This window comes from Streptomyces sp. NPDC006332 (assembly GCF_040612855.1).
Lineage (GTDB): Bacteria > Actinomycetota > Actinomycetes > Streptomycetales > Streptomycetaceae > Streptomyces.
This window is the reverse complement of sequence record NZ_JBEXRA010000006.1, coordinates 195,809-207,955: the sequence shown is the minus strand read 5'-3', so window position 1 is coordinate 207,955 and position 12,147 is coordinate 195,809. Positions and strand designations below refer to the sequence as shown.

The following is a 12,147-nucleotide window of genomic DNA, read 5'->3' as shown; positions in this document are numbered from 1 at the left end:
TCTGCATGCCCATGATCGGTCACTGTGCGTAGCAGATTCGCTGCTCTGCGGAAGTCGCACAGGGGGTGGTACAGGGGTCACCGGTACGGGTGGCGGCGATATTCACAACCGTCGAGTTGTCCACAGTTATCGACCAAGATCCACACGATTTCCGGGATCGCTGCACCGTGATTCCGACGCGTCCCGCTCGCGACGACTTCATGAGGTTGGTTCCGGTTAGGCGGGCGGGTTTTGGCCGGTTCGTATCGGCCGTTCATATGGAGACCGGTTGCCGGTTCTTCACATGGTCAGGAATCGCGGGGCCACAGGGGCCGCGCGTCAGACCGATCGCGGGGCCGCGGGGCCCCGAACAGAGGCGCACCCCGGGGCCCTTGGGCCGCGGGAGACGCAGCGAAGGGGGATGAGGACCGTGACCGCAGCCGTCACACACGAACCACCGTCCGCCGCCGGAGGGCGGCCTGGCAAACCGTTGATCGTCACGGAGGACACCGATCTGCTCGACGACCTGTTGCGCCTGTGCGCGGCGGCCGGGGTCACGCCCGATGTCCATCACGGGGTACCGGAGCGCAGAGGCGGCTGGGAGTCCGCGCCGCTCGTCCTGGTCGGCGACGACGCCGTACGGCGGGTGCGCGGGGCCACCCGCAGAAACGGAGTGGTGCTGGTCGGTCGCGACCAGGACGACCCCGGGGTCTGGCGGCGGGCCGTCGAGATCGGCGCCGACCACGTCCTGATGCTGCCCGACGGTGAACAGTGGCTGGTCGACCGCATCGCCGACGTGGCCGAAGGCGTCGGCCGGCCCGCCCTCACCGTCGGTGTCATCGGCGGCCGAGGCGGGGCGGGAGCGTCCACACTCGCCTGCGCCCTCGCCGTGACCTCCGCACGCGAAGGGCTGCGCACCCTCCTCGTGGACGCCGATCCGCTCGGCGGCGGGCTCGACGTCCTCCTCGGCGGCGAGACGGCCGGGGGGCTGCGCTGGCCCGCCTTCGCCGCCTCGCGCGGGAGGGTCGGCGGTGGCGCCCTGGAGGAGTCACTGCCCGAACTGCACTCGCTGCGGGTGCTCAGCTGGGACCGCGGTGACTGCGTCGCCGTCCCGCCCCAGGCGGTCCGGGCGGTGCTGGCCGCGGCCCGACGCCGGGGCGGCACGGTCGTCGTCGATCTGCCCCGCCGGATGGACAACTCGGTCGCCGAGGTCCTCGCCCAGCTCGACGTGGGACTCCTCGTGGTCCCGGCCGAACTGCGCGCGGTCGCGGCGGCCGGCCGGATGGCGTCCGCCGTCGGCATGGTCCTGCGCGACCTGCGGGTGGCGGTACGCGGCCCGTACGCACCCGGACTCGACGACCGTGAGGTGGCCCGACTCCTGGGGCTGCCGCTGGCCGGCGAGGTGCCCGTGGAGTCCGCGCTGCTGCGTCCCCACGGAGGTCGGACACCGCCGGGCGCGGCCGGCCGAGGGCCACTCGCCCGCTTCTGCAAGGAGTTCTGGGAGCGGGCGTTGCTGGAGGTGAGGGCGGCGTGAGCGCGAATGCCGGGGTGTGGCGGGGGGAGCGGGGCGGAGTGGTCGGGGCGGTCGGTGCGATTGGGGAGTTCGGCAGGCCTGGGGAGTTCGGGGGGCCTGGGGGCTTTGAGGGCTTTGGGGGCGCTGAGGGCTCTGGGGCGTTTGAGGGCGTTGAGGGCTTCGAGCAGGGCCGAGGGGGTGGAGGGAACCGAGGGGCCGGAGCAATCGGAGCGATCGGGGAGCGGGGCATGGGCGTGGCGAGTGGGGTGGTCGCGGGCGAGGGATGGAGCGCTGGGGCCGGGCCTTCGCGGGGTTGGTCGTCCGGTGGCGCCGCCTTCGTGCCGGTGCCTGGTGCGGGGACGACGCCGGGGCTGCTCGACGGTGTCCGGCAGTGGCTCGCCGAGAGCGGGGGAGAACCGACACCCGCGCGCGTGGCGCAGGCGTTGCGCGAACAGGGGCGGGTGCTCGGGGACGCCGAAGTTCTCGGCGCGGCGGAGCAGTTGCGGTCCGAGCTGATCGGCAGCGGCCCGCTGGATCCGCTGCTCGCCGATCCGTCCGTGACCGACGTGCTGGTGTCCGCACCGGACCGGGTCTGGGTGGACCGGGGCGGCGGGCTGGAACTGACCGCCGTCTCCTTCCCGGACCCCGCCGCCGTACGACGGCTGGCGCAGCGCCTGGCCGCGGTGGCCGGACGTCGGCTCGACGACGCACGGCCCTGGGTGGACGCCCGGCTTCCGGACGGGACCCGGCTGCACGCGGTACTCCCGCCAGTGGCCGTCGGCTGTGCCTGTCTGTCCCTGCGGGTCGTACGGCCGCGGGCCTTCACGCTCGACGAGTTGGTGGCGGCGGGCACGGTGCCGCCGGGTGGTGACCGGGTGCTGCGCGCATTGATCGACGCACGGCTGTCCTTCCTGATCAGCGGTGGTACGGGCAGCGGCAAGACGACGTTGCTGAGCGCGCTGCTGGGGCTGGTCGGGCCGGACGAGCGGATCGTGCTCGCCGAGGACTCCGCGGAGCTCAAGCCGGAGCATCCACACGTCGTACGGCTGGAGAGCAGACCCGCCAACCAGGAGGGCGCCGGGCTCGTCACCCTCCAGGACCTGGTGCGGCAGGCGTTGCGGATGCGGCCGGACCGGCTGGTCGTGGGCGAGGTGCGCGGGCCCGAAGTGGTGCATCTGCTGGCCGCGTTGAACACGGGTCACGAGGGCGGCTGTGGAACTGTGCACGCCAACGCGGCGGCTGACGTGCCGGCCCGGCTGGAAGCGCTCGGCACGGCCGCGGGCCTCGACCGGTCCGCCCTGCACAGTCAGGTGGCGGCCGCCCTGGCGGTCGTGCTGCATCTCGTCCGCGACCGGGCCGGACGGCGACGGATCGCCGAGGTGCACGTGTTGGAGCGGGACACGTCGGGGCTGGTGCGGACGGTGCCGGCGCTGAGGTGGGGCGCGGAGGCGTTCGCGTACGAGCGGGGCTGGGCGCGCCTACGGGGGCTGCTTCGTACCGAGTCCTTCGGCGAGGGGCGGCGTGGTGAGCGGGATGGGTGAGGCGGAGATGTCGGTGGTGGTGGCCGCGGTGTGTGTCGGGGCGGCTGTCTGGCTGATGGGGGAACGGCACTCCGGGGCGCGGCGGGCGCGGTTGCTGCTCATCGGCGGCGAAGCGGGCGGCGTCGGGCCGTCCGCGTGGCGGAACCTCGTGGGTGAGCTGCGGCGGATCCGTGAGCGGCTGCGGGCCGAATGGTGGTCGGCGGTCGTCGGACTGGTGCTGTCGTTGCTGGGCGCCTCGGTGTTGCCGGTGGTCGCGGGAGTGGCCGGGGTGCCGTTGCTGAGGCGGCTGCGGCTGGCCCGGGAGGCGAGGCGGACGCGGGAGCTCCGGGGGGACGCGGTGATCGCACTGTGCGGGGCGCTGGCCGGGGAGGTCCGCTCGGGCCGGCAACCGGGCGAGGCGTTGCTGCGGGCCGCCCACGACTCCGGTGGGATCGGCGGCGCACAGGCTGCGGTACTGGCGGCGGCGAGGTTCGGCGGGGACGTCCCGGGCGCCCTCGCGACGGCGGCGCGGCAGCCGGGCGCCGAGGGGCTGCGTGGACTCGCCGCGTGCTGGCGGGTGGCCGTGAACCAGGGGGCGGGCCTCGCGGACGGACTCGACCGGCTCGAAGGCGCGTTGCGTGCCGACCGGGACCAACGCGCCGACCTGCGCGCCCAGTTGGCGGGCGCCCGGTCGACAGCGGTGATGCTCGCGGGCCTGCCGGCCCTGGGTCTCCTCCTCGGCACCGCCCTCGGGGCCGACCCGCTCCACGTACTGCTGCACACCGGGCCCGGCCTGGGCTGCCTGCTGGTCGGTGCGGTGCTGGAGGGCGTGGGGATGTGGTGGGCGACGCGGATCGTACGAGGGGCGGAGGCGACGTGAGTGCGGAAGTTGTCCACAGCCTGGGGGTACTGGTGGGGGCGGTGCTCGCTCTCGTCTGGCTGGCACGGTGGGCGGGGGTGGTGCGGCGCGAGCGGGCGGTACGGCGGCGGCTGGCCGCGGTGTTGCCCGAGACGGGGAAAACCGCGTCCGTCGGATCGCGCGTCGACGTGCGGGAGTCCGCGCGACGGTGGCTTCCCGTGACAGGTGTGGCGGGTGCCGTGTGGGTGTTGGTCGGCGGCGTCGCGGGCGCCGTGATCGGGCTGGCTGTCGGGGCGGGACTGTGGCGGTGGCGTCTTCGGCAGGCGGCTGTCGCCGCGGCCGGCGGGGCGGACGGCGACGCTCGTGAAGCGGCTCGACAACTGCCGCTCGCCGCTGACCTGTTGGCGGCCTGCATCGCGGCGGGCGCCGGGCCGGTGATCGCGGCGCAGGCCGTCGGTGAGGCTCTCGGCGGCCCGGTCGGGGAATCCCTGGCGCGCGGTGCGGCGGAGGTACGGCTCGGCGGTGAACCGGGCGAGGCCTGGCGACGGCTCGCCGCGACACCGGGCGCGGGGGCGCTGGCTCGGCTGCTGGAACGGGCCGACGTCTGCGGGCTGCCGGCCGCCGCACCCGTCGCCAGACTCGCCGCCGACGCCCGCGCCGACTGGACGCGCACCGCGACGGCACGGGCCAGACGCGCGGCCGTGATGGTCACCGCGCCGGTGGGGCTGTGCTTCCTCCCCGCGTTCATCACGGTCGGAGTCCTGCCCGTGGTGATCGGGCTGGCGGGCGGGGCGCTGGGAGGGGGTGGTGGATGAGGGGATGCCGAGCGTGGTGACAGGCAGCCGCTGACACACGTCGGTCAGTCGGCGCCGAACAGCAGGTAATCAACGGAACTGACAAGCAACGGAACTGATCCTCACGGGGGTTGAGATGTACGCGGTTGGAATGTGCAAGGCGGTACGGGCGCGGATGCGTGTCCTGGTGTCCAGGGCGCGGACGGCGCGGAGGGACGCGGGAATGGTCACCTCGGAGTACGCGATGGGAATCGTCGCAGCGGTGGCGTTCGCGGTGGTCCTCTACAAGGTGGTCTCCAGCGGAGAGGTCAGTGCGGAGTTGCAGGGCATCGTGAAGCGGGCCCTCAATGCGCAGATGTGAACGAGGGGCGGACAGGGGGTTCGTCACGGCGGAGGCGGCCGTGGTGCTTCCGGTGCTGGTGATGTTCGCGATGGCGTTGGTGTGGGTGCTGCTGTCCGTCGCCGCGCAGATCCAGTGCGTGGACGCGGCACGGACGGGTGCTCGCGCGGCGGCTCGTCAGGACTCGGCCGACGCGGTCGTCGAAGTGGCCCGAGGGGTGGCGCCGCGCGACGCGAAGGTCACGGTCACTCGGGAGGGCGATCAGGTCCGTGTCGCGGTCGTGGCGAGGCCACCAGCACTGCACGGCCTGCCCTTCGAAGTCCGGGAGGAGGCCGTGGCGTCGGTGGAGGACACCGTGGGGGAGGGGAGGTGAGCGCCGCCCGCTCGGGCCGCGTGCGAGAAGCAGTCAGGCACTTGACTGCCCGGCTCGTGCCCGCCCGGCTCGTGTCCGTCCGGCTGGTGACCGTCCTGCGTGCGGTCGGTCGAGGTGGGGGCCGGGATCGAGGCTCCGCCACCGTGTGGAGCGTCGCCGCGATCGCCGTGCTGTGTGTGGTGGTCGGGGTGGTGCTGGCGATGGGGCAGGCCGTCGTGGCCCGGCATCGCGCGGCCGGCGGTGCCGATCTCGCGGCCCTCGCGGCGGCGGACCACTGGGCGGACGGCGGTACGGCGGCCTGCGCCCGGGCGGACCGCGTGGCTCGGGCGCAGAGTGCCCGGCTGGTGAGGTGCGTGCTCGTGGGCGAGATCTCCGACGTGTCGGCGGTATCGGGACGGGGGCCGTTCGCGGCGGAGGTCAGGGCGCGGGCGGGGCCCGCGGAGGCGGAGGCGGAGTCTGGGCAGGGGCAGGGGCAGGGGCCTGTGTCGGCCTTGCCGGAGCCCCCTGCGCAGCCTGTGCCTGTGCATGGTCCTATGCCTGTTCCTGTCTTTGATCCGGGCCCTGATCGGGTCCCGGCCCTGGCCCCGCCTCCGCCTCTCCCGTCTGCTCCACCGGCGCCCCCCGCAGCAGCACCGTGAGCAGCCGTACCGCCCCCCTCTTGTGCAGTGGGTCGTTGCCGTTGCCGCACTTGGGGGACTGGATGCAGGACGGGCAGCCGGCCTCGCACTCGCAGGAGGCGATGGCCTGGTGGGTCGCGGTGAGCCAGGCCCGGGCGGTGTGGAAGGCGCGCTCCGCGAAGCCCGCGCCGCCGGGATGGCCGTCGTAGACGAAGACGGTCGGCAGCAACGTGTCGGGGTGCAGCGGGATGGACACGCCGCCGATGTCCCAGCGGTCGCAGGTGGCGAAGAGGGGCAGCATGCCGATCGACGCGTGCTCGGCGGCGTGCAGGGCGCCGCCGAGGATCTCCGGACTGATCCGGGCCTCGTCCAACTGGTCCTCGGTGACCGTCCACCACACCGCGCGGGTGCGCAGCGTACGAGGAGGGAGGTCGAGCTTCGTCTCGCCCAGCACTTCACCGGTGATGAGCCGTCGACGCAGGAAGGAGACCACTTGGTTGGTGACCTCGACGGAGCCGAGGCACAGGCGGCCGTCGCCCCACGGGATCTCGACGTCGGTCTCCAGGACGGAGATGGCCGTGGTGTCGCGGGCGACCGTGGCGTACGTGGGGCTGGCCTGCTCGACCAGGGCGACCGAGTCCTCAAGGTCGAGGGAGCGCACCAGGTAGGTGCGGCCCTGATGCAGGTGGACCGCGCCCTCGTGCACCGTCGAGTGCGCGGCGCCCTCGTCGACCGTACCCAGCAGGCGGCCTGTGCCGGCCTCGACGACCTGGACCGGCCGGCCGCCCTCCCCGCGGATGTCGGTGAGGTCGGCGGCCCGCTCCCGGCGGGTCCAGTGCCAGGCCTTCGTGCGGCGGCGCAGCAGCTTCGCGGCCTCCAGCTGGGGGAGCAGCTCCTCGCACGCCGGACCGAACAACTCCAAGTCGTCTTCTGTCAAAGGCAGTTCGGCGGCGGCCGCGCACAGGTGCGGGGCCAGTACGTACGGGTTGTCGGGGTCGAGGACCGTGGACTCCACGGGCTGGTCGAAGAGGGCCTCGGGATGGTGGACGAGGAAGGTGTCCAGCGGGTCGTCGCGGGCGATCAGGACGGCGAGGGCGCCCTGGCCGGAGCGGCCGGCGCGGCCCGCCTGCTGCCACAGCGAGGCGCGGGTGCCCGGATAGCCGGCGATCAGGACGGCGTCGAGGCCCGAGACGTCGATGCCGAGTTCCAGCGCGGTCGTCGCGGCGAGGCCGAGGAGTTCGCCGGAGTGCAGTGCCTGCTCGAGGGCGCGGCGCTCCTCGGGGAGGTAGCCGCCGCGGTACGCCGCGACACGCCGGGCCAGGGAGCGGTCGACCTCGGCGAGGCGTTCCTGGGCGATCACCGAGATCAGCTCGGCGCCGCGCCGGGAGCGTACGAAGGCGACCGAGCGCACGCCCTGCACGGTGAGGTCGGTCAGCAGGTCGGCCGTCTCGGCGGTGGCCGTGCGGCGGACCGGCGCGCCCTTCTCGCCCTGCATCTCGGTGAGCGGCGGCTCCCAGAGGGCGAACACCAGTTCACCGCGGGGGGAGGCGTCGTCGGCGACCTCGACCACCCGGAGGCCGGTCAGGCGCCCCGCGGCCTCCGAGGGCTCCGCGGCCGTCGCGGAAGCCAGCAGGAACACGGGAGAGGCTCCGTAGCGGGCGCACAGACGGCGCAGGCGGCGCAGCACCTGGGCGACGTGCGAGCCGAACACACCGCGGTAGGTGTGGCACTCGTCGATCACGACGTACTTCAGGGCACGCAGGAAGGAGGACCAGCGGGGGTGGGACGGGAGGATGCCGCGATGCAGCATGTCCGGGTTGGTCAGGACGTAGTTCCCGTACTGGCGCACCCATTCGCGTTCTTCCACCGGCGTGTCGCCGTCGTACACCGCGGGACGTACCGAATGGCCCAGAGATTGTGAAAATTCCTTCACGGAGCGGCACTGATCCGCCGCGAGTGCCTTCGTGGGAGCCAGGTAGAGGGCGGTGGCGCCGCGGCCGTTCGGTGCCTCGGAGCCGTCCAGGAGCGTCGAGAGGACCGGGACCAGATACGCCAGGGACTTGCCGGATGCCGTGCCGGTGGCGACGACCACCGATTCGCCGTCCAGGGCGTGCTCGGCGGCGGCCGCCTGATGGGCCCAGGGGTGTTCGATTCCACAGGCCCGCACGGCGGCGATGACCTCGGAGCGGATCCGGTCCGGCCAGAGCGCATGGCGGCCCTCACGTGGGGGCAAGTGCTCCGTATGAGTGATGCGCGAAGTCCGGCTCGGCCCCGCGGCCAGCCGGTCCAGGATGGTGCCCGGCGAGGGCCGGGCGGCGGGCCGGGCCGAGGGGCGATCGGATCGGTGATTCTTGGCCATCGGGACCGAGTGTGTCACTGGCGTGACGGACAATGGGACCAAGGCGTCGTGCACGCCTGCCGGTAAGTGATTGAATGCCATCGCGGCTGGCGAACCGTCCTGGGGGCTTCAAGCCGAGGTGTCCCGAGGGGCGACCGCTCGATAGCAAGGTGCTGGAGGATCCGTGGACCTGTCCCTGTCGACCGAAACCGTCGGCGATCGCACGATCGTCAGGGTCGGTGGCGAAATCGACGTATATACCGCGCCCAAGCTGCGCGAGCAGTTGGTCGAGCTGGTGAATGACGGCAGTTTCCACCTTGTCGTCGACATGGAGGGCGTGGACTTCCTCGACTCCACCGGTCTCGGCGTGCTGGTCGGCGGCCTGAAGCGGGTGCGCGCCCATGAGGGCTCGCTGCGCCTGGTCTGCAACCAGGAGCGCATTCTGAAGATTTTCCGTATCACCGGCCTCACCAAGGTGTTCCCGATCCACACCTCGGTCGAGGAAGCGGTTGCGGCGACCGACTGACGACCGGTCCGGGCGGGACTCGAAGGGTCCCCGCCCGGCACGGCCGACGTTGAACGAGGGGTCCGGGCTCTCCATCGCCCGGTCCCCCCACCGCACGCCCGTAGTTCCGAGGGGGATGCATGGCCACCGTTGAACTCCGCTTCAGTGCGCTGCCCGAGCACGTCAGGACCGCCCGGCTGGTGGCGGCAGCGGTGGCGCGCAGGGCCGGAGTGGACGAGGCCGTTCTCGACGAGGTCAGACTCGCGGTCGGCGAGGCCTGTTCCCGTGCCGTAGGACTGCACCAGAACGGCGGCATCACGGCGCCGGTGCAGGTGCTGCTGATCGAGGAGGAGAAACAGTTCTCCATCGAGGTCGGCGACGAGGCACCGCGGCACGCCCCCGGCGACCGGGCACCCGGCAGTGCCGGTGACGACGCCGAGGCCGACGAGGACGAGATGGGTCTCGCGGTCATCAGCGGCCTGGTCGACGACGTGGAGGTCACCGCCGGCGAGCACGGCGGGGCCATCCGTATGACGTGGCCGAGCACACCTTCCGTCGCGGTGCTTCCCTGACGCCACAGACGTCAGCCGACGTCACTGACGCACCCCGAATCACACCGAGGGGCCCTGCTGAGCAGGGCCCCTCGGTTGTTTTCCAAGAGCGTTTTGAATTCGTGAAAGAATTCACGATCAATTTCTGATCATTGAATCTGATGAAAATGCTTTCGAGGGGTTACCGCGTGTCGGCGGCCTGTGGCAGATTCCGTTTACCGCGTACTGTTTTGATCAGGAACAGATCTCTAGAATCCGTCCACATCTTGAGCTCAGCCCCAGCGTCAAGGAGGACGAATGGCGGGGCTTTCTTCCCCAGATCAGCTGAACCACTCCACAGCCCTCGCGGTGGCGGTTCTGACCGACGGCAACCGGGTCATGGTGTCGATCATCGGCGTTGTGGCCCTGGCCGCCCTCGTGGTGGCGGGCGTCCTGGTACGCCAGGTACTCGCTGCGGGTGAGGGCACCGAAAGCATGAAGAAGATCGCGACGGCGATCCAGGAAGGAGCGAACGCCTATCTGGCCCGGCAGTTGCGCACGCTCGGCGTATTCGCCGTCGTCGTGTTCTTCCTGCTCATGCTGCTGCCCGCGGACGACTGGAATCAGCGCGCCGGACGGTCGGTGTTCTTCTTGATCGGCGCGGGTTTCTCGGCCGCCACCGGCTATATCGGCATGTGGCTCGCCGTACGGAGCAATGTGCGGGTGGCCGCCGCCGCACGCGAGGCGACCCCGGCGGTGGGTGAACCGGAAAAGGATCTCACCGCCGTCTCGCACAAAGCCATGAAGATCGCTTTCCGTACCGGCGGCGTCGTCGGCATGTTCACGGTGGGGCTCGGGCTGCTGGGCGCCTCCTGCGTGGTGCTGGTGTACGCGGCCGACGCGCCGAAGGTCCTCGAGGGCTTCGGTCTCGGCGCGGCACTCATCGCGATGTTCATGAGGGTCGGCGGAGGCATCTTCACCAAGGCCGCCGACGTCGGCGCCGACCTGGTCGGCAAGGTGGAGCAGGGCATTCCGGAGGACGATCCGCGCAATGCCGCGACCATCGCCGACAACGTGGGCGACAACGTCGGCGACTGCGCGGGCATGGCGGCGGACCTCTTCGAGTCGTACGCCGTGACGCTGGTCGCCGCGCTGATCCTGGGCAAGGCGGCCTTCGGCGACGCCGGACTCGGCTTCCCGCTGCTCGTCCCCGCGATCGGCGTGATCACGGCGATGATCGGCATCTTCGCGGTCGCCCCGCGCCGAGCCGACCGCAGCGGCATGTCCGCGATCAACCGCGGGTTCTTCATCTCCGCGGTGATCTCGCTGGTGCTGGTGGCGGTGGCCGTCTTCGTCTATCTCCCCGGGAAGTACTCCGACCTGGACGGCGTCACCGACAAGGCCATCCTGGGCCGGGACGGCGACCCGCGGGTCCTCGCCCTGGTCGCGGTGGCGGTCGGCATCCTGCTCGCGGCCGTGATCCAGCAGCTGACGGGCTACTTCACCGAGACCAACCGCCGTCCGGTCAAGGACATCGGCAAGTCATCGCTCACCGGCCCGGCCACGGTCGTCCTCGCCGGAATCTCCGTCGGCCTGGAGTCGGCCGTCTACACCGCCCTGCTGATCGGCCTCGGCGTCTACGGGGCGTTCCTCCTGGGCGGCACGTCCATCATGCTGGCGCTGTTCGCGGTGGCGCTGGCCGGCACCGGCCTGCTCACCACGGTCGGCGTGATCGTCGCGATGGACACCTTCGGGCCCGTCTCCGACAACGCGCAGGGCATCGCCGAGATGTCCGGCGACGTCGAGGGCGCGGGCGCCCAGGTGCTCACCAACCTGGACGCGGTCGGCAACACCACCAAGGCCATCACCAAGGGGATCGCCATCGCCACCGCCGTCCTGGCGGCGTCGGCGCTCTTCGGGTCGTACCGCGACGCGATCACCACCGGCGCGCAGGAGGTGGGCGAGAAACTGTCCGGTGACGGTGCGCCGATGAGCCTGATGATGGACATCTCCCAGCCCAACAACCTCGTCGGTCTCATCGCGGGCGCGGCGGTCGTCTTCCTCTTCTCCGGGCTCGCCATCAACGCCGTGTCGCGGTCGGCGGGTTCCGTGGTCTACGAGGTGCGGCGGCAGTTCCGAGACCATCCCGGGATCATGGACTACAGCGAGGAGCCGGAGTACGGCAAGGTCGTCGACATCTGCACCAAGGACGCCCTGCGCGAGCTCGCCACGCCCGGGCTGCTCGCCGTGCTGGCGCCGATCTTCATCGGGTTCACGCTTGGGATCGGCGCCCTGGGGTCGTTCCTCGCCGGAGCGATCGGCGCGGGCACGCTGATGGCGGTGTTCCTCGCCAACTCCGGCGGGGCCTGGGACAACGCAAAGAAACTCGTCGAGGACGGCCACCACGGCGGCAAGGGCAGCGAGGCCCATGCCGCGACGGTGATCGGCGACACGGTCGGTGACCCCTTCAAGGACACCGCCGGACCGGCGATCAACCCTTTGTTGAAGGTGATGAACCTGGTCGCGCTGCTCATCGCGCCCGCGGTCATCAAGTTCAGCTACGGCGACGACGAGAACGTCGGCGTACGGATCGCGATCGCGATCGTGGCGTTCGTGGTGATCGCGGGCTCGGTCTACGTCTCCAAGCGGCGTGGGATCGCCATGGGTGACGAAGACAACGCCGATGAGTCGCCCAAGTCGGCTGATCCGGCGGTGGTTTCGTAGCCGGACCTGATCAGTCCCAGCTCAAAGGGCGGGCGGGCGGCGCGTGTTGACGTGC

The 12,147-nt window shown here is 71.7% G+C and carries 11 protein-coding genes; 10 read left to right on the top strand and 1 reads right to left on the bottom strand.

Annotated elements, in window-relative coordinates; translation table 11 throughout:
* Positions 1-400 precede the first annotated feature (400 nt).
* From ssd to ABZ027_RS08470, 7 genes are all read left to right on the top strand, one after another.
* Positions 401-1,513, top strand: a complete 1,113-nt coding sequence (ssd, locus tag ABZ027_RS08500) for a septum site-determining protein Ssd (protein ID WP_356765728.1) — start codon at positions 401-403, stop codon at positions 1,511-1,513.
* Positions 1,514-1,836: 323 nt separating this feature from the next.
* Entirely contained in the window at positions 1,837-3,033 is a 1,197-nt protein-coding gene (locus tag ABZ027_RS08495; protein WP_356765777.1) for a TadA family conjugal transfer-associated ATPase, read from the top strand.
* Positions 3,026-3,892: a type II secretion system F family protein gene (locus tag ABZ027_RS08490; protein ID WP_356765726.1), complete on the top strand. Its 867-nt coding sequence runs from the start codon at positions 3,026-3,028 to the stop codon at positions 3,890-3,892. The genes ABZ027_RS08495 and ABZ027_RS08490 overlap by 8 nt, the downstream gene beginning before the upstream one ends.
* On the top strand, positions 3,889-4,686 hold the full coding sequence (locus ABZ027_RS08485; protein ID WP_356765724.1) for a type II secretion system F family protein: 798 nt from the start codon (positions 3,889-3,891) through the stop codon (positions 4,684-4,686). Before ABZ027_RS08490 ends, ABZ027_RS08485 begins: the two co-directional genes overlap by 4 nt.
* Positions 4,687-4,816: 130 nt before the next feature.
* Positions 4,817-5,026, top strand: coding sequence for a DUF4244 domain-containing protein (locus ABZ027_RS08480; RefSeq protein ID WP_356765775.1), 210 nt, complete (start codon positions 4,817-4,819; stop codon positions 5,024-5,026).
* Complete coding sequence (locus ABZ027_RS08475; RefSeq protein WP_356765722.1) at positions 5,013-5,378, top strand: TadE family type IV pilus minor pilin; 366 nt, start codon at positions 5,013-5,015, stop codon at positions 5,376-5,378. The genes ABZ027_RS08480 and ABZ027_RS08475 overlap by 14 nt, the downstream gene beginning before the upstream one ends.
* Positions 5,379-5,461: 83 nt before the next feature.
* Positions 5,462-6,016 carry an Rv3654c family TadE-like protein gene (locus ABZ027_RS08470; RefSeq protein WP_356765773.1) on the top strand — a complete coding sequence of 185 codons (555 nt, stop codon included), beginning with the start codon at positions 5,462-5,464 and terminating at the stop codon, positions 6,014-6,016.
* Here ABZ027_RS08470 and ABZ027_RS08465 read toward each other — a convergent pair.
* Positions 5,910-8,435, bottom strand: a complete 2,526-nt coding sequence (locus tag ABZ027_RS08465) for a DEAD/DEAH box helicase (protein ID WP_356765720.1) — start codon at positions 8,433-8,435, stop codon at positions 5,910-5,912. The genes ABZ027_RS08470 and ABZ027_RS08465 overlap by 107 nt on opposite strands.
* An 82-nt stretch (positions 8,436-8,517) precedes the next feature.
* Between ABZ027_RS08465 and bldG the strand changes: the two genes are divergently transcribed.
* The 3 genes from bldG (at position 8,518) to ABZ027_RS08450 (ending at position 12,092) form a co-directional block, all read left to right on the top strand.
* Positions 8,518-8,859 carry an anti-sigma factor antagonist BldG gene (gene bldG / locus ABZ027_RS08460; RefSeq protein WP_006132569.1) on the top strand — a complete coding sequence of 114 codons (342 nt, stop codon included), beginning with the start codon at positions 8,518-8,520 and terminating at the stop codon, positions 8,857-8,859.
* A gap of 119 nt (positions 8,860-8,978) precedes the next feature.
* Positions 8,979-9,410, top strand: coding sequence for an ATP-binding protein (locus ABZ027_RS08455; protein WP_356765718.1), 432 nt, complete (start codon positions 8,979-8,981; stop codon positions 9,408-9,410).
* Positions 9,411-9,686: 276 nt separating this feature from the next.
* Positions 9,687-12,092, top strand: coding sequence for a sodium-translocating pyrophosphatase (locus ABZ027_RS08450; protein WP_356765716.1), 2,406 nt, complete (start codon positions 9,687-9,689; stop codon positions 12,090-12,092).
* Positions 12,093-12,147: the final 55 nt, after the last annotated feature.